General features: G+C 49.0%; 19 protein-coding genes and 2 pseudogenes. 9 read left to right on the top strand and 12 right to left on the bottom strand.

Annotation, left to right across the window (positions count from 1 at the left end; all coding sequences use genetic code 11):
* The first annotated feature begins 46 nt into the window (after positions 1–46).
* Together VRUMOI_RS18905 and VRUMOI_RS18900 are read left to right on the top strand one after the other, a co-directional pair.
* Positions 47–385 carry a hypothetical protein gene (locus VRUMOI_RS18905; RefSeq protein ID WP_000040982.1) on the top strand — a complete coding sequence of 113 codons (339 nt, stop codon included), beginning with the start codon at positions 47–49 and terminating at the stop codon, positions 383–385.
* Between the two features lie 3 nt (positions 386–388).
* Positions 389–697 (top strand): putative periplasmic lipoprotein, encoded by a 309-nt coding sequence (locus VRUMOI_RS18900; RefSeq protein ID WP_000733764.1) that lies wholly within the window; start codon positions 389–391, stop codon positions 695–697.
* 367 nt (positions 698–1,064) lie between these two features.
* Here VRUMOI_RS18900 and VRUMOI_RS18895 read toward each other — a convergent pair whose 3' ends face one another.
* From VRUMOI_RS18895 to VRUMOI_RS18860, 8 genes are all read right to left on the bottom strand, one after another.
* Positions 1,065–2,069 (bottom strand): IS110-like element IS5075 family transposase, encoded by a 1,005-nt coding sequence (locus VRUMOI_RS18895; protein ID WP_032426534.1) that lies wholly within the window; start codon positions 2,067–2,069, stop codon positions 1,065–1,067.
* Positions 2,070–2,147: 78 nt separating this feature from the next.
* Positions 2,148–2,705: a recombinase family protein gene (locus VRUMOI_RS18890; RefSeq protein ID WP_003100847.1), complete on the bottom strand. Its 558-nt coding sequence runs from the start codon at positions 2,703–2,705 to the stop codon at positions 2,148–2,150.
* Positions 2,699–3,070: a hypothetical protein gene (locus tag VRUMOI_RS18885; RefSeq protein WP_003100853.1), complete on the bottom strand. Its 372-nt coding sequence runs from the start codon at positions 3,068–3,070 to the stop codon at positions 2,699–2,701. Before VRUMOI_RS18885 ends, VRUMOI_RS18890 begins: the two co-directional genes overlap by 7 nt.
* Positions 3,067–3,567 carry a hypothetical protein gene (locus VRUMOI_RS18880; protein ID WP_003100856.1) on the bottom strand — a complete coding sequence of 167 codons (501 nt, stop codon included), beginning with the start codon at positions 3,565–3,567 and terminating at the stop codon, positions 3,067–3,069. Before VRUMOI_RS18880 ends, VRUMOI_RS18885 begins: the two co-directional genes overlap by 4 nt.
* Positions 3,564–3,890 carry a hypothetical protein gene (locus tag VRUMOI_RS18875; RefSeq protein ID WP_003100858.1) on the bottom strand — a complete coding sequence of 109 codons (327 nt, stop codon included), beginning with the start codon at positions 3,888–3,890 and terminating at the stop codon, positions 3,564–3,566. Before VRUMOI_RS18875 ends, VRUMOI_RS18880 begins: the two co-directional genes overlap by 4 nt.
* 254 nt (positions 3,891–4,144) lie before the next feature.
* Positions 4,145–4,501, bottom strand: coding sequence for a cupin domain-containing protein (locus VRUMOI_RS18870; protein WP_000215515.1), 357 nt, complete (start codon positions 4,499–4,501; stop codon positions 4,145–4,147).
* On the bottom strand, positions 4,491–4,892 hold the full coding sequence (locus VRUMOI_RS18865; protein WP_001293886.1) for a HepT-like ribonuclease domain-containing protein: 402 nt from the start codon (positions 4,890–4,892) through the stop codon (positions 4,491–4,493). Before VRUMOI_RS18865 ends, VRUMOI_RS18870 begins: the two co-directional genes overlap by 11 nt.
* Complete coding sequence (locus tag VRUMOI_RS18860; RefSeq protein ID WP_001247892.1) at positions 4,889–5,179, bottom strand: nucleotidyltransferase family protein; 291 nt, start codon at positions 5,177–5,179, stop codon at positions 4,889–4,891. Before VRUMOI_RS18860 ends, VRUMOI_RS18865 begins: the two co-directional genes overlap by 4 nt.
* A gap of 158 nt (positions 5,180–5,337) precedes the next feature.
* Between VRUMOI_RS18860 and VRUMOI_RS18855 the strand changes: the two are divergent.
* The 5 genes and pseudogenes from VRUMOI_RS18855 to VRUMOI_RS18835 all read left to right on the top strand — a co-directional run.
* Positions 5,338–5,805, top strand: a pseudogene (locus VRUMOI_RS18855) (DUF4158 domain-containing protein); the annotation flags it as partial.
* Positions 5,806–6,152: 347 nt separating this feature from the next.
* Positions 6,153–6,713, top strand: coding sequence for a chlorite dismutase family protein (locus VRUMOI_RS18850; RefSeq protein WP_002718009.1), 561 nt, complete (start codon positions 6,153–6,155; stop codon positions 6,711–6,713).
* A gap of 252 nt (positions 6,714–6,965) precedes the next feature.
* Positions 6,966–8,474, top strand: a pseudogene (locus tag VRUMOI_RS18845) (Tn3-like element ISPa38 family transposase); the annotation flags it as partial.
* A 78-nt stretch (positions 8,475–8,552) separates the two neighbouring features.
* Complete coding sequence (locus VRUMOI_RS18840) at positions 8,553–9,557, top strand: IS110-like element IS5075 family transposase (RefSeq protein WP_000427614.1); 1,005 nt, start codon at positions 8,553–8,555, stop codon at positions 9,555–9,557.
* 476 nt (positions 9,558–10,033) lie between these two features.
* The gene (locus VRUMOI_RS18835) at positions 10,034–10,219 is read left to right on the top strand and encodes a ribbon-helix-helix domain-containing protein (protein WP_024562121.1); all 186 of its coding nucleotides are present in this window, start codon (positions 10,034–10,036) and stop codon (positions 10,217–10,219) included.
* Here VRUMOI_RS18835 and VRUMOI_RS18830 read toward each other — a convergent pair.
* A complete protein-coding gene (locus tag VRUMOI_RS18830) occupies positions 10,216–10,824 on the bottom strand; it encodes a recombinase family protein (RefSeq protein ID WP_040223437.1) in 609 nt (202 codons plus the stop codon). The two genes, VRUMOI_RS18835 and VRUMOI_RS18830, sit on opposite strands and share 4 nt — an antisense overlap.
* 361 nt (positions 10,825–11,185) lie before the next feature.
* Here VRUMOI_RS18830 and ltrA point away from each other — a divergent pair, with 361 nt between their 5' ends.
* Positions 11,186–12,355 (top strand): group II intron reverse transcriptase/maturase, encoded by a 1,170-nt coding sequence (gene ltrA, locus VRUMOI_RS18825; RefSeq protein WP_162598467.1) that lies wholly within the window; start codon positions 11,186–11,188, stop codon positions 12,353–12,355.
* A gap of 470 nt (positions 12,356–12,825) precedes the next feature.
* Here the strand turns inward: ltrA and VRUMOI_RS18820 are convergent, their stop codons facing one another.
* The 3 genes from VRUMOI_RS18820 to VRUMOI_RS18810 form a co-directional block, all read right to left on the bottom strand.
* Positions 12,826–13,122 (bottom strand): type II toxin-antitoxin system RelE family toxin, encoded by a 297-nt coding sequence (locus VRUMOI_RS18820; protein ID WP_027695183.1) that lies wholly within the window; start codon positions 13,120–13,122, stop codon positions 12,826–12,828.
* Positions 13,109–13,366, bottom strand: coding sequence for a type II toxin-antitoxin system Phd/YefM family antitoxin (locus tag VRUMOI_RS18815; RefSeq protein WP_027695182.1), 258 nt, complete (start codon positions 13,364–13,366; stop codon positions 13,109–13,111). The genes VRUMOI_RS18820 and VRUMOI_RS18815 overlap by 14 nt, the downstream gene beginning before the upstream one ends.
* 392 nt (positions 13,367–13,758) lie before the next feature.
* Positions 13,759–14,820: a tyrosine-type recombinase/integrase gene (locus VRUMOI_RS18810; protein ID WP_089138977.1), complete on the bottom strand. Its 1,062-nt coding sequence runs from the start codon at positions 14,818–14,820 to the stop codon at positions 13,759–13,761.
* A gap of 1,274 nt (positions 14,821–16,094) precedes the next feature.
* Between VRUMOI_RS18810 and VRUMOI_RS18805 the strand changes: the two genes are divergently transcribed.
* Entirely contained in the window at positions 16,095–16,904 is an 810-nt protein-coding gene (locus tag VRUMOI_RS18805) for an RsiV family protein (protein WP_162598466.1), read from the top strand.
* Positions 16,905–16,917: the final 13 nt, after the last annotated feature.

Below are 16,917 nucleotides of genomic sequence, written 5' to 3'. Positions count from 1 at the left end.
TCAATGTGATTTCAACAAGCTGTATCAAATGGATAAGAGGGAACGTATGAGTAAGCTAAGAACCGTTGCAAAAATATTATTGATGTACTGCATCTTCAGTAGCGCCAGCGCCTTTGCGGAGGGAAATACTAAGGGTGATCCGTGTCTCGCGTTCACCTGTATGGCCGGAAAGTTACAAGGTAACGAGGCAACATCAGGGCCTGACTGTGTAATGGGCCGCCAGAGCTTCTTTGAGATACGAATTTACACCCCCTACTACAACCCCGGCGCGACAGCTGCTGCTCGTAAAGTATTTCTAAGCACTTGCCCTATGACCACTATTTCAGAAAACAAAAACACACTGGAGCTGATTATTCAGCGATACGGACGTTCATTTCAGGAGTAACACATGAAGAAACTAATCCCAGCTATCATTGCCGCCGCCCTGCTCTCCGGGTGCGCCACTCAGAACGACGCGGTAGCACTCTCAAATCGAATCAGCGATCAGCAGAAGCAAATCAACGCGCTTTCCGTTCGCCTCCAGTCTGCCGAGCATCGCTTGAGTCAGCAGGAGTCAGCTTTTCGCTCAGAACAAACGCAGAACAGCAGCTACTGCTACCTGAACGGCGTCAAATACTCTCAGGGATCGGTGTTCGCTGGCCGTATCTGTGATGGCAGTTCCGGCAGTGTAGCCTGGCGTCTTTACTCCCACCGCTAATAAGCAAGGCTTCCGGGCTTGCCCCGGAAGCGCTTCCTCCAGACATGGATATTGAGCTGCACAATCCATGTTTATCACAATAATCATATTGGGGTCGTCTCAGAAAACGGAATCTATGGTCACTCCCGTTTTTGCAACACCGATTTTGACGACAAGTTGGCTTGCTTGAATCTATCCGGCGTCTGAATGGGATTTTATTCCCGCGCCTTGATGAGTTCCGCGCCTGATGAACCTCCAGAAAATATACGGCTTCAATGAGCCTTTCCGTTTTACAGGTTCCTCAACAGGCCGGTGGGCCGTTAGTATCATCAATATCAGTATTCGCAAAACCAGATCAGTAATTCTTTAAACCGGTGTATTTCTGCCGTTATGCTACATAAGTTTGCTGTCGTGCCGTTAGGGCCCAGGCTATTCTGGCCAGCTTGTTTGCCAGAGCACAAGTGACGACAAAGTTGCTTTTCCGGCACAGTAAATCCCTGACCCAATCGGCCAATTTGCCAGACTGGTGTTCCAGTTTTTGTATGAATACCCTGGCACATTGAACCAACAAAGTTCGGATCTTTTTATTACCTCGCTTACTAATTCCCAGCAATGTCGTCCGACCTCCCGTGCTGTACTGTCGGGGTACCAGCCCTGTTGCCGCCGCAAAGTCACGGCTGCTGGCGTACTGCTTCCCGTCGCCAATCTCAGTTGAAATAGTACTGGCAGTCAGCGTTCCAACGCAGGGAATACTCAGCAAGCGCTGTCCAACCTCATCTTCGTCCAACTTTCGTTTCAACTGAGATTCCAGATCTTTAATCTGCTCAACAAGATAGTGATAATGCTGTTGTAATTTCAGCAGTAACTGGCTGAGATAAAGAGGCAAACTACTGTCCTCAAGAAGGGTACTCAGTCGACTAATAACGGCAGCACCTCGCGGAACGCTGATACCAAATTCCAGCAGAAAAGCATGCATCTGATTAGTTGTTTTCACCTTATCCTGAACCAGGGATTCACGGACACGATGCAGAGCTCGCATTGCCTGCTGAGATTCGGTTCTGGGCTGCACGAAACGCATAGATGGACGTGATGCTGCTTCACAGATAGCTTCAGCATCAACGAAGTCATTTTTGTTGCTTTTAACGAATGGGCGGACAAATTGCGGTGATATCAGCTTTGGAAAATGCCCTAACTCTGCCAGCTTGCGTGCCATAAAGTGAGAACCGCCACAGGCTTCCATCGCGATGGTTGTTGCCGGGCATGTCGCCAGAAATTCGATTAGCTTTGGTCGGGTGAATTTTTTACGGTAAACGGCCTTCCCACGATGATCCTGACAATGAATATGGAAAGAGTTCTTACCCAGATCGATACCAATAAGCGCAATGTTTTCCATGATGGTTCTCCGAATGAAAGCCTGTCCTCAGCATAGTACTGGGAAGGAGGGAGTGACCATCTCATTAAATAAAGCACGCTAAGCGTGCGTGGAGGCTGGCACCCAGCGGTACAGCGTCGGAATGGACACGCCGAGGTTCTTGGCCACGTCCTTGGGCGGCACCCCGCTGGCCAGCAGCTTCTTGGCCGACTCGATCTTGCTGTCGGTCATCTTCGGCTTGCGGCCGCCTTTGCGGCCGAGCTGCTTGGCGACTTCCAGCCCGGCGCGGGTGCGCTCGACGGTCAGCTCGCGCTCCATTTCGGCAAGGCTCGCCATGACGTGGAAGAAGAACCGCCCGGATGGTGTGCCGGTGTCGATGGAGTCGGTGAGGCTCCTGAACTGGACACCGTGCTTGTGCAGATCGCCGACCAGATCGACCAGTTGCTTGACCGACCGGCCCAGCCGGTCGAGCTTCCAGACGACCAAAGTATCGCCTTCGCGCAGCATTTCGAGCGTCTTGGCCAAGCCAGGCCGGTCTGCCCGCGTGCCACTCACCTTGTCCTCGAAGACCTTTTTACATCCGGCCTTGCTCAAGGCTTCGCGTTGCAGCTCCAGGTTCTGATCCTGCGTCGAGACGCGCGCATAGCCAATCAACATGGCTTGTCTCGCGCCCGGTCGATGCGTTCCTGCATCGCCTGCATCACTTCTTCGTGGGTGTACGATCTGGCGTTGGCGTCGGTGGCTTGCCGCAGGGCTTCCTCAACCTCGCGCGTCATCCGCTCGTAATCCTCCGGCCACAGCGCTTGCTCCATGCGCAGCGACGCCTGACCCAGCAGGTGCAGCAGGCTGAACAGCCGCATGTCGTTGGTGGCGACGATGCGCTCCCGAATCTGCTCCTGAATAGCTTCGCTAGCCCGATGCGCTTGTGGTGTGGCAGTCCCCTCGTAGTCAGCGGGGAATTCCGCTTCCTCGGCAATCCTTGCCCAGGCGCTGGCCAGCGCCTCGATGGTTGACGTGCTCATTTCCGCCGCTCCTGTGCTCTTTGGCGAATCAACCGGCCAAGGGGCCTCGACGCGAAAACCAGCAGCATCACGCCTATCGGATACCAGGTCGAGAAGACCACCAAGGCATCGAAGGCTGGCCGTCCGGTGTTGGTAGGCAGTACGGCGGTCACAGCCATCAACCCGCCGACCGTCCAGATGATGCGCCACACGTAGGGCATCACGCGGGGCACGTAGCCGTCATCGAAAGCGGTCTGGTAGTAGCGGCGCAGGCCGCGCTCGGCAAGCGCCTGGCGCTGCCGCTCCGACAGCGCATCCGTCCGGCCATACCAGCGCCGGAATGGTGGACAGCGCAGCAGTAAAGGGGTGAAGAGGATCATCACCGCCACGATCGCGACACCCCACGCCATGACGGCGCCGGCATCGGGCCGCTTGGCGTTCTCGATCACGGGCGCGAAGACGCCCGGAGCACCGATCATCCAGAACAGCGCAATGTGCTGATGGAAGGAGAGCTTCATTTGCTCATCCACTTGCGCAGCAGGCGCTTTTTCAGGGAGGCGCGTTCTTGCGGGTTGCGTCCCTTGTGATTGGCGATGCGATCCGCCGTGGCGGCCTGGCGCTTGACGGGCCAGTAGGAGCGGCCATCCTTGCCCATCGACCAGACGCTGCTGGCCTGGTTTTCCAGCAGGGGCAGATGGGCGCTCAGGGCTTCGGGCGACGCGCTGGTCAGCGCCGTGCGCTCACGGGTGCGCCAGCGCTGATGCCAGAGCTTCTTGTCCTCGCGCTCGCTGCCGCAGGTCGTGTGCCCGACGATGGGTGTTTTGCGGCGGCTGCGGCTCATAACGTAGTGGTCTCCAAGAACATTCAGGACTGATCCCAGGCGTCGATGGTCAAGACCTGATCGGCAGGACAGGCGGCTACGCGGTCGGGAACTGGATGGTGTTCAGTCTCATGCCGACCCCATTCGATTGATCGCGTCGCTTGCGGCACGCTGCGACGCAAGGAGGTTTGCGACCTGGTTTAGCAGCCGTGTCCGCTGCATGTCTGTTACCTATCTCCCCGACCGCTCATTGGACCAACTCCAGAGATTGGGCTCTATCGCTCAGCCAATACGAAACCGGCATTGGCTGATGCCACAACCGAGACTAACACAAATGGCTCGGTACCTGTATTTCGCGCCCCGTGCACTTGGCCCGGTCTTGCCACGGCTATCTCACCTTCCCTGAGGGCACGAACAATCCCATTGCCCTGAAAGTAATCAGCCATTCCCGACAAAACAGTCCACGTGTCTTGGCCGTGAGGATGAATGTGAGCCGCAATTTCCTGCCCGGGATGGACATGCCAAACCACGATAATTGAGTCTCGGGTTTCAAGCACAACGGAACGAATAGGCTCGCCTTCGGACGGCTGAACATACTCGGCTACAGAAAATATTCTCGATTCAACAGTCATCGGAGATCCCTCTTTCACAGTTGTCGTTACGGTCTTCATCGTCGGCATCCTGACGCACGGCGGGCAATTGCTGGAGCAACGCCGGCAGCCATTCCTGTACCGTCTCCCACACCACATCGAGGTTGATGTCGAAATAGCCGTGAGCCATGCGATTACGCATATTGCGCATGCTGCGCCACGGCACGTCGGCATGCGCCTGGGTGAACTCGACGTAGCCATCCATCACCTTTGTGGCCGCCTCGCCGATGACGATCAGGCTCATGATGACGGCCTGCTGGGTGCGCTTGTCGGCCAAGAAGTCGTCCTTGGCCATCCCTTCCACGAAGCTGCGCGCATCGGTTGCGGCCTGCTGAATGTGGTCGAGGTAATCGGGCAGGCGGTTCTCGCTCATATCGGTTGCGCCTCCGCGAGCACCTTGGCCCGGAACTTCGGCGGCAGGTCGCCGGGAGTCAGCAGATCGACGTCAACGCCGAGCAGCGATTTCAGTTCTTCTTCCAAATCGCCCAAGTCCAACAACGTGGCACCGGGCAGCGCATCGACCAACAGGTCGAGGTCGCTGCCATCCCGGTCGGTGCCATGCAGCACCGAGCCGAAGACGCGCGGGTTCGCGGCGCGAAAGCGGCCTACCGCTTCACGCACTGCGCTTCGCTTCATGTCAAGCACAACAGACGGTCGCATGCGCATCCTTTCTTATCGAAACTCGTTGAGATGATATGCAATCAAGAATAGAATTTCAAGAACTATTTTCGAGAATCGCAATGCCTTGATTCCCGTGCCGCGCCGGTTGCCTTGGCGGGCTTGTCACAAACCTACGTTTTCAAGAAGAAGGAAACCGCATGCCCCGCCGTTCGATCCTCTCCGCCGCCGAGCGCGAAAGCCTGCTGGCGTTGCCGGACACCAAGGATGAGTTGATCCGTCACTACACGTTCAGCGAAAGCGACCTCTCCATCATCCGGCAGCGGCGCGGCCCGGCCAATCGGCTGGGCTTCGCGGTGCAGCTCTGCTACCTGCGCTTTCCCGGCGTCATCCTTGGCGCTGATGAGCCACCGTTCCCGCCATTGCTGAGACTGGTCGCCAACCAGCTCAAGGTCGGCATCGAAAGCTGGGACGAGTACGGGCAGCGTGAGCAGACCCGACGCGAGCACCTGGTCGAGCTGCAAACGGTGTTCGGCTTCCAGCCGTTCACGATTGGCCACTACCGGCAGGCTGTCCAGTTGCTGACCGAGCTGGCCATGCAAACCGACAAGGGCATCGTGCTGGCCAGAGCCTTGATGGGGACGATAGAGAAAACGGAAAAAATCGTACGTTAAGCGTACGGCCTGTCAGGTTGAGGCCCTAGAGGTTGCCGGCGAGGCGTCAGAAAATGCTGGAATCGGCCCTATCCTGACGCGGCCCAAGGTTCCGGCCTGACGCCTAGTTAGGGCGTACCGATACGGTACAATTAATTTTTGAAATGGCGACAAACGGCTATTTTCTGGCGGTTGTATCACAGACCAATTCGATGCTATATTTACAATTTAACTGGGGGCGCTGGTAAGCGTAATGCAATACTACGCTAAGCGAGGCGAGACGATGATGCACAAGCATGGGATGGGCAGATAGGTTTTTTGAGGCTGTAAAAAAGTTAACACACTCACATGAAGGGGATGAAATGGATACACGATTATTTGCATTCGTCGGCGGAGACAGCGGTCTTTGGCGGATCGTTGGAACCGAAACCATAGTTGGCAAGTCACTGCCTGAAGCCAAAAGGCTCAACGTAATATCTGCCTCAGAGTTGCAGCCCGAAACCAATGCACCCTGGGTACTTCGCGGAATAACAAGCAATGAACGGTATGTCATGCGCGAAGAGAAGAACGAAATTGTGGTGAAGCAGCAAGGGCTAGCGCGCCCAGAAGCAACTTGCGCTGCGTTGATACCGATCCGAAAAAACGCAGCTTGGTGGGAATTCACGCAAGACGAGCGCCGGAGCGTTTTCGAAAAGTCAAAGCACATCCAAATCGGGCTCAACTACTTGCCTGCAGTAGCGCGCAAGCTCCACCACTGCCGCGACCTCTCTGAAAATGAACCGTTCGATTTTCTCAATTGGTTCGAGTTCGCGCCAACCCATGAGGCTGAGTTCAACGCATTGCTTTCCGAACTGCGTGCAACAGAGGAATGGAAGTACGTTGACAGAGAAGTCGATATCCGTCTCGTGCGAGAGGCGGCGTAGGTCAATCCCCGTCTGACCGCTCAGAGGCGTTAGCGGGCAGCCGGCACTGCATCTATTGATTTTGGATAGCTTGGAACCCGGCATTTCACTTGCAATTAATTCGAGCACGCCGCCATGAAATGCGAGCCGCCGCCGTCGATTGCAAGCTCGTTTGCAGATAGCGTGAGCATCAGCGCGCCGTCAGTTGCAGTTAATTCGAGCCGAAAGCGGCGTCGAATGCGAGCACGCCCGTTTTCAAACGCGAGCCGCTACAACTACCTGGTGCCGCCCGCGAAATTCGCCAGCCTCAAGCAGGCCAGCGAATTGCCGCTGGCCGTGGCCACCGATTGCGACCAGTACCTGCATGACCGGCTGACGCTGCTGGAAACGCAGCTCGCCACCGTCAACCGCATGGCGCTGGCCAACGAGCTGCCGGACGCCATCATCACGGAGTCGGGCCTGAAGATCACGCCGCTCGATGCGGCGGTGCCCGATACCGCACAGGCCCTGATCGACCAGACGGCGATGATCCTACCGCACGTCAAGATCACCGAATTGCTGCTGGAGGTAGACGAATGGACGGGCTTCACCCGGCACTTCGCCCACCTGAAGTCAGGCGACCTGGCCAAGGACAAAAACCTGTTGCTGACCACGATCCTCGCCGACGCGATCAACCTGGGCCTGACCAAGATGGCGGAATCGTGCCCCGGCACGACCTACGCCAAGCTGGCCTGGCTGCAAGCCTGGCACATCCGCGACGAAACCTACGGGGCGGCACTGGCCGAGCTGGTCAACGCGCAGTTCCGACATCCCTTCGCCGAGCATTGGGGCGACGGCACCACGTCATCGTCGGACGGCCAGAACTTCCGCACCGGCAGCAAGGCCGAGAGCACCGGCCACATCAATCCGAAATACGGCAGCAGCCCAGGGCGGACGTTCTACACCCATATCTCCGACCAGTACGCGCCGTTCCACACCAAGGTCGTGAACGTCGGCGTGCGCGACTCGACCTACGTGCTCGACGGCCTGCTGTATCACGAATCCGACCTGCGGATCGAGGAGCACTACACCGACACGGCAGGGTTCACGGACCACGTCTTCGCGTTGATGCACCTGCTGGGCTTCCGCTTCGCCCCGCGCATTCGTGACCTGGGCGACACCAAGCTCTACATCCCGAAGGGCGATGCCACCTACGAGGCGTTGAAACCGATGATCGGCGGCACGCTCAACATCAAGCACGTCCGCGCCCATTGGGATGAAATCCTGCGGATGGCCACCTCGATCAAGCAGGGCACGGCGACGGCCTCGCTGATGCTCAGGAAGCTTGGCAGCTACCCGCGCCAGAACGGCCTGGCCGTCGCCCTGCGTGAGCTGGGACGCATCGAGCGCACACTGTTCATCCTGGACTGGCTGCAAAGCGTCGAGCTGCGCCGCCGCGTGCATGCCGGGCTGAACAAAGGCGAGGCGCGCAACGCGCTGGCCCGCGCCGTGTTCTTCAACCGCCTGGGGGAAATCCGCGACCGCAGCTTCGAGCAGCAGCGCTACCGGGCCAGCGGCCTCAACCTGGTGACGGCGGCCATCGTGCTATGGAACACGGTCTATCTGGAGCGGGCCGCGAACGCCTTGCGTGGCCACGGTCAAGCCGTCGATGACGGCCTGTTGCAGTACCTGTCGCCGCTCGGCTGGGAGCACATCAACCTGACCGGCGATTACCTCTGGCGCAGCAGCGCCAAGATCGGCGCGGGCAAGTTCAGGCCGCTACGGCCGCTGCAACCGGCTTAGCGTGCTTTATTTAATGAGATGGTCACTCCCTCCTTCCCAGTACTATGCTGAGGACAGGCTTTCATTCGGAGAACCATCATGGAAAACATTGCGCTTATTGGTATCGATCTGGGTAAGAACTCTTTCCATATTCATTGTCAGGATCATCGTGGGAAGGCCGTTTACCGTAAAAAATTCACCCGACCAAAGCTAATCGAATTTCTGGCGACATGCCCGGCAACAACCATCGCGATGGAAGCCTGTGGCGGTTCTCACTTTATGGCACGCAAGCTGGCAGAGTTAGGGCATTTTCCAAAGCTGATATCACCGCAATTTGTCCGCCCATTCGTTAAAAGCAACAAAAATGACTTCGTTGATGCTGAAGCTATCTGTGAAGCAGCATCACGTCCATCTATGCGTTTCGTGCAGCCCAGAACCGAATCTCAGCAGGCAATGCGAGCTCTGCATCGTGTCCGTGAATCCCTGGTTCAGGATAAGGTGAAAACAACTAATCAGATGCATGCTTTTCTGCTGGAATTTGGTATCAGCGTTCCGCGAGGTGCTGCCGTTATTAGTCGACTGAGTACCCTTCTTGAGGACAGTAGTTTGCCTCTTTATCTCAGCCAGTTACTGCTGAAATTACAACAGCATTATCACTATCTTGTTGAGCAGATTAAAGATCTGGAATCTCAGTTGAAACGAAAGTTGGACGAAGATGAGGTTGGACAGCGCTTGCTGAGTATTCCCTGCGTTGGAACGCTGACTGCCAGTACTATTTCAACTGAGATTGGCGACGGGAAGCAGTACGCCAGCAGCCGTGACTTTGCGGCGGCAACAGGGCTGGTACCCCGACAGTACAGCACGGGAGGTCGGACGACATTGTTAGGGATTAGCAAGCGGGGCAACAAAAAGATCCGAACTTTGTTGGTTCAGTGTGCCAGGGTATTCATACAAAAACTGGAACACCAGTCTGGCAAGTTGGCCGACTGGGTCAGGGAGTTGTTGTGTCGGAAAAGCAACTTTGTCGTCACCTGTGCTCTGGCAAACAAGCTGGCCAGAATAGCCTGGGCACTGACGGCGCGACAGCAAACTTACGAAGCATAAAGGCAGAAATACACCAGTTTAAACAATCATTCATCTGGTTTTGCGAATACTGATATTGATGATACTAACGGCCCACCGGCCTGTTGAGGAACCTGTAAAACGGAAAGGCTCATTGAAGCCGTATATTTTCTGGAGGTTCATCAGGCGCGGAACTCATCGAGGCGCGGGAATAAAATCCCATTCAGACGCCGGATAGATTCAAGCAAGCCAACTTGTCGTCAAAATCGGTGTTGCAAAAACGGGAGTGACCATAGATTCCGTTTTCTGAGACGACCCCATATTGTTAAAGAGCATAAAAAAGTCGCCATGAAGGCGACTTAAATGAGCTTGAATCGTGCATATTTTATTTTTGTAAGTGCCCTGGTGCTGTATTCAGGGTGAATTTTTGCACTATATAGACACTATCTGCAACCACTTTAATCTATCTGACAGCCACATACACTGCTTGCACCTGTAACTGTGTGGAAACGGATGTAATGGCCGAACCCTATTTAAAAAATCGCCGACGCTTCACCTCGTCCCTTGATAATCAACTTGTCCCATTGTTTGACGCGCTAGCGGCCAAAACGCGGATACCTAAAAGCCGCCTGCTCGATGAAGCTATAGAGGATTTGTTGGTCAAACACGGCGTTCCTGGTAAAAAGGTCGATAGCCAGAATTAACTTTTGCTCACCCGCGTAACCGTCCGTTCCGATACGCCAGCGAGTCTGGCCGTCTCGCTGATAGATTTCCCCTGGTGCCGCAAAGAACGGATCAGGTCGTGCTTATTCTGGTCGGGTATCCGGCCACGATAAACCCCCTTCTCTTTGGCTTTCTTTACGCCTTCCTGCTGGCGACGGCGGCGATCTGTATAGTCTTTTCGGGCGATGGCCGCGAGCATATCAAGCATCATGCTATTGATGGCCGTCAGCATACTCCGTGTAAATTCATCGCTACCGTGGGGCATTAACGCCGCGTAGCTGGTTGGCAGGTCCAGACTGATAATCGCCAGGTTCTTTTCCTGCATCATTCGCTTCAGCTGCTGCCAGCCTTCATCATCCAGGCGTGAAAGGCGGTCTACCTGCTCAATCAGGATAAGATCGCCCTTCTCAGCATCATTTAGCAGGCGCATAAGCTCAGGACGTTGCAGGGACGCGCCAGAAGCGTTCTCAACGTACCATCCGGCGACCCGGTGATTATGCTCAAGTGCAAAGGCTTTAAGCCGCTGCTGGGCGCGTGACGCATCCTGATCGTGCGCAGAAGCCCGGAGGTATCCAAATATGTACATGACCGCCTCTTATGTCATTAGGGTTATGTCACTATAACCTATGTCATTAGAGTTATGCCATTAAGGCGCGAGGGGAAGGATTCAGAGGGTGACAGAAGGGTATACCTAAGCGTCATACCGTTCTAACTGTTTGATTTAATGCTTAACGTACGAAACCGTACCGTTGGGCTTCACACCCCGTCTCAGATTCAACACCTTTTGGGCTGTAGCCGATCAACTATTGCAAAGGTCAAAAAGCAGGGTAACTCTGACAAAGACTTCACTTTGTAACAAGGAATTAATCGAAGCAAATTTTTCCTTTAGGAATATAAGGTTATGCTCTTAGCGTACAATATTTTCCGAATCGTCGTGTGACCCCTATTTGTGTAAAGCAAACAAAGGGGCGGCGGGAGTCGATGGTGTCAGATTTGAGGACTTAAATAGCATTGAAACGTCTGGTAAATTGATCAAAACATTAAGAGCGGAGCTGGTAGAAGGCAGGTACAGACCTCTGCCGGTCAAGAGAGTGCAAATACCAAAAGACAATGGTAAGACTCGAAATTTGGGCATACCAAGTATCAGAGATCGCATTGTACAAATGGCATGCACGCTTGTGCTAAGTCCAGTCTTCGAGCCTCACTTCCACTGTAATAGCTACGGTTACAGACCTAAGCGCAGTGCACAAGACGCAGTGATATGCATTAATGGCTATCTGAAACAAGGGTATCAGCAAGTCTATGATGCTGACCTATCAAAGTTTTTCGACACTATACCACATTCACGATTACTGGATAAGGTAAGGTCTAAAGTGACGGATAGGGCAGTACTAAGACTGATTAAGCTATTCCTCAAAGCGCCGATAAGTGAGCCAACAGCAAAAGGAAAGAGCCGAATAGTGGGAAACCCTATCGGCACGCCTCAAGGCGGGGTGATTTCGCCACTATTGGCAAACATTTACCTAAATGACTTTTGTCGGAAGATTGCGACAAAGACACCATGCAAGATAATTTCTTATGCAGATGACTTTGTTATCCTGTCGAAAACGCCATTCAATTCAGCCCAACAGGACTGGATAAAGAATGAGCTGGAGCAGGAAGGACTAAAGCTCAATGAAGATAAAACTCACATCGTAGATATGACCCAAGTAGGAAATGAATTTGACTTCTTAGGGTTCACTTTCAAGTACATAGTGGGTTTCATCCAGCACACCAACTACGTAAAGATCTATCCATCGAAGAAGAGCCAAAAGAAGTATAAGGATAAGTTGCGAAGCATAGTGAAGCATAGAACGTCTCTGACCCTAGATCAGCTCGTTGAGCGGGTTAATAGAGTAGTAATAGGCTGGAAGAATTACTTTGGCAAAGTAGGTTATCCTCGACAGGTCTTCTTCAAGATGGATTGGTTTTTGGTGGCACGCTTTTATCGATGGTCAAGAAGCCGAAGTCAACGTCGGAGCCTGTATCTTGCGCAAGATGCATGGGATAAGTTACACAAGGCAGGTCTTGTGTATCTACAACCGACGAAGATGAAAACTGCGAAGGTGAGCAGGTGAACATTTATGTGAAAGCCGTGTGAGGGAAAACCTCATGCACGGAATTGAAGAGGGGTTGCTGGATAAGGGTTGTGCCGAAGCCAGTGACCTACTCTACTTATATCAGAAAGTGGAACTTGTTTTCACATACCAGAGTACCAAAGACCGTATTCGTGGAATGAAGATAACGGCATAACGACCTTCATTTGCTTGCACATAAGCCCAAGTTTTATCACTTTCCGCAAAACGTTCACGACGTTGTCTTTCTATTTTTTCACGAGGGGATTCTTTAGGTGATACGAAAAAATCATCCAAGTTTTTAGGGCGTGGTGCAGGCGGTCTCGATAGATTGGCAATTTCAGCCGCTTTGACGGCTTCACGGGAAGCCCTTAGTCTTCTCTCTATAGCGCAGCTTGCACAATTACAACTTGTCGGGTTTCCATATATAGGGCAGCGGTAAGGTGAATTATTCATTTTAGTTTTTGTTCTTCTTATTTATTTAACAGTCTTTGAGCCATTAAATAGGCTTCTTTTTTTTCTCGTTTTCCGACGGCTAAGATAAGCACGATTAATTCATCATCAACAACTTTATAAACCAGTCGATAACCAGATTGCTTGAGTTTGATTTTGTAACATCCCGATAATCCACCATGTAATTTGTTTGCCTCTATGTGCGGATTAACTTGAATCTTTTTGAGTTTTTCTTTGAACTGAGATTTAACCGGCTCTCCTAATTTAGAGAAAAGTTTTTGGGCTTTTCGTTCAAATTTCAACTTATAAACTGTCAAGGTCTACCTCAACAAACTCACCCGTTTCATAAGCTTCTTGAGCCATTTTCATTAGCTCAATATTTTCAAGCTCATCAACCATTTTTTCATATAAAGCGGCTGGGACAGCGTAAAATGCAGGTTTGTTGCGATTTAAAATAGCAACAGGCGCACCATGGCCTTCTTCTAATACGCCCATTGGATTATTTTTGAGCTGAGTAAGTCCAGCACTCACATCCGTCAAAATGTTGTTTGTTAAGTTCATAATGTAAACCTCTCTTAAAGTGCATTTAATAAGGTGATTATAAATCTTTTAAAAGGGCTTGTCATGTTTTGTGAAAAATCATAATGACAAGATAGAGGTGTGAGATGGGTATACCTTTCGATTCTCTGAATATGTTAAACCGTACATAAGTAACCTTACTAATACATATTCTAAGAACGAGTTAAAGCATCTAACGGAGTTAAAAATTGCTTTCAATCCAGCTCTTATTAAGGAATAATGGATTACCATTGCTGTACCATCACCGCTGCGCTTATATAGTTTCTTACGTTGAAATATGACAGTAATATATCTATTTTTCTGATATCGTGTGCAACAGTTTTCCTCGGTATCAGTAATCACTAAACTTATTATTCAAGCTGAATATTGACAAACTATCTACGTTTTCTAGCCATGGCACTATCTGCTGCAAGGATTCCTTTCCCATAATGTAAAACCATACGTTCCGTCGACCATCTACCAGATTGTTGTACTTGAAGAGTTGTATACCCATCTCGTAATAAATCTTGAGCTGCACCAACTCTTGCACTATGGCCGGTGAATTTACGAAGTCCCATATCTTCTAAGCCTAAAATTGCAGCCGTTTTTGCAAAAATACGTTCAATGGTTTTGGGGGTGACAGCTTTAGGGGAAAGTTGTTGTTTTATATTACCACTCTTTGTAAATCCTTGAATTAAAAAAGAATCATCTTGTTTTTCTAAATCATTAATTGCTAAATATTTACGTATAAAGCCAGTCACCTGCTTTGATACATAGACCACTTCATCCGAACCTAGTTGGTTTGTTTTTGTATATGGAATAGTTATTAAAGCCGAACCATCTTGACTCCAGTTTATATGTTTAAATTTGATACGCACGATTTCAGATTCACGTAGAAGCGACTCATATGCAAGACCGAGAACCATTAAATCTCGTTTTTGCATAGGTGATGAACTCGTACCCCACAGGTCAATAACTTGGTTTAAATGAAACTCGTTAAATGCAGTCGCTTGATTTGGACTTTCACCCGAGTACTTTTTATTTCTGATTATTTGTTTTAATTGCCCTTCAACATAAATGTCTTTTGTTGGGTCAGGACAACCAGAAATTTTATGAGTCTTAGATATCGCCCAAAGATTAACTTTTAAAGTGTTACCACGTAACGATTTATTTGTGGATTTTAAGTAATCTTCTACAGTATCTGGTGAAGATGGCAGAGATTGACGTCCATTTTCATTGCACCATGTAACAAACATAGCCCAGGCTGACTTTAAGCGCCTTAATGTAGAGTCAGAATACTGACCTTGCCTAGAGTAGAATTGATTTTGGAAATGTAAAATCAGCTGTTGAACTTTCTCGTGATCGATAGCTTTAGAAGAATTAGAGCTTAGGTACTGGACTAGTTGCTGAGGTCTAATAGAGTCAAGATCGCTCGGTAGTGTCATGAGGTCTTTCATAGTCTTCCCTAAGATATAATGTCTGAGAACTGTAATTCTAAGACATTATAACATTAATATAATTAAACGTCGCAATATATTATTAAATATATGTAATCATCCAAAACTTCAGGTACAAATGGTCAACTATAATTGAAGTATTTATCCAAATATATTCTATGAAATAGCACTAGAGGAAGAAAGATAGGCAAGGTGTCATACTTTGCCTATTTGACAAACAAGATGACACCTACCAACACTGTAACGTATTTTGTTATGCTCCTGTTGGTTAATCAAGTTCCAAAATTTCTTGATAGTGAACACTGGAAGCCAATTCCTCTTTTTCAGCCCTTTTACGCTCGTTGTGATTGGCTAGTTTCATTTTGTAATCATCCATGGCTGCATTATATTCTGCAGAGCATTTTTTATGCCTCAACTAGTCCTCTGTAATTATTACCTTCAAATGGTATCCTTGGGGTTGGAGGATTTTCAAAGTATAACCCATACCAGAAATGGTGACTCTCATCATTGAGTTTCAAGGGCTCAAATGCAACCCCGAAGGATAATAATGCCATTGTTAAATGGTAATGATATTTTATTTTTTCATTCCATTATATGAGCCATAAACATTTTAAACTCTACCAACTAATACTTAATAAGTCAGAAAACAGCTTAGAAATGTATGAAAAGAAACGACAAAAAATCACGTATTCATCTGAAGTTGTTTTTTTGTTTACAAGAGCTTTTTCTTGAAGGTTGTAGATTCCTAGATCGTGAGTCACGTACCTTTCACCGCAATATTGATATTATTGTGGAAAAAATTTAACTCACTCTCTGTTGATATCTTTTGTTACAATTTTAAGGTCACGTTATAAAACATATTTAATTCTTCGCAAGACTTTTTTAAAATAAGATAAGATAAGGGACATTAAGATACAGTGATATCTAAGGTAGGGTTAAACTATTTACCACAGCTAGTTCATATATAAAATATTGAATTTATTTAGGAAGTTTTTATTTTTTGTGTGCGGATGATAAATATTGATTTTGAAGTATCAATATACTTAAAAGAAATCGGACTTTTACCCCCAAGTACCTTTTGAAGGTATGACTGAGTGAAGCATTTATGGCTATCGAACCAAATAAAAAGAGTGATATTGTTATTCATGCTAACACCTGAAGTTAGTTCTTTTAGTAAACTACTCATGACTTCTACTTCATTAACCTACGAAACTAGAAGTACTTTCATGAGAGTTATTATGTCCATAATAAAGTTATCGAGTATGAGAGGTTGTATGGAGCATCTGCTGAAAAGTATTGGTTTTACATTTTTAGTGCTACTGAGTGGAAGTGCATTATCTGATGAGAAAGTGTCAAATGTCGAAACTGATTTTGCACTTGATAAAACTGTGATAGTTTCGAAAAGTGAGATAAATGAGCCTCATACCATACATAAAATCAAACTGAAGTATTACGACATGGACTATTATGGAAATAATTCTAGGTTTTCAGGGGCTTACTTAAAAAGAGATGATATAAACGCTTTTCTTGGTAAAGATATAAATTCTATCAAAGGAGATTTTTTCAAAAATTACCCGTCAGGTAAGAAATTTATAAATGAATTTCAACTATATGAAGGATTTATACAGGACTATGATGAAAGTATTGAGGCGGCAACTAAAAATTACATTTCATTTTCAATAAGCCAATATGAATCGACAGGTGGAGCTCACGGTGTAACCTATACCAATTACATTAATTATGATTTTAACAATAATGAAATTATAACTTGGGAGGACATGTTCGACAATAATTATGAAGTAAATAATTACATACATAATTTGGTCTTTTCATTTTTTAATGAAAATGACTTGGATAATAAAAGTGAAGGAATAAATTTATTTATGCAGGTTGGCAGGTTTAATATTACACCTAAAGGATTAAGCATACATTACCCTTCTTACAGTATTGCACCTTATGCATATGGTCAGCCGCACTTCTTTATTTCAAAAGAAAAACTTAAAAAATTCATGGCAAAAAGTAAATACCAATATTATTTCTCAAAAAACCCCAAATTGAATGTTACCATAACTTATATTTTATAAACATCATTATTGA

The sequence above is a fragment of the Vibrio rumoiensis genome, from assembly GCF_002218045.2.
Classification (GTDB): Bacteria; Pseudomonadota; Gammaproteobacteria; order Enterobacterales; family Vibrionaceae; genus Vibrio; species Vibrio rumoiensis.
This window is presented reverse-complemented; position numbering and strand designations above follow the sequence as displayed.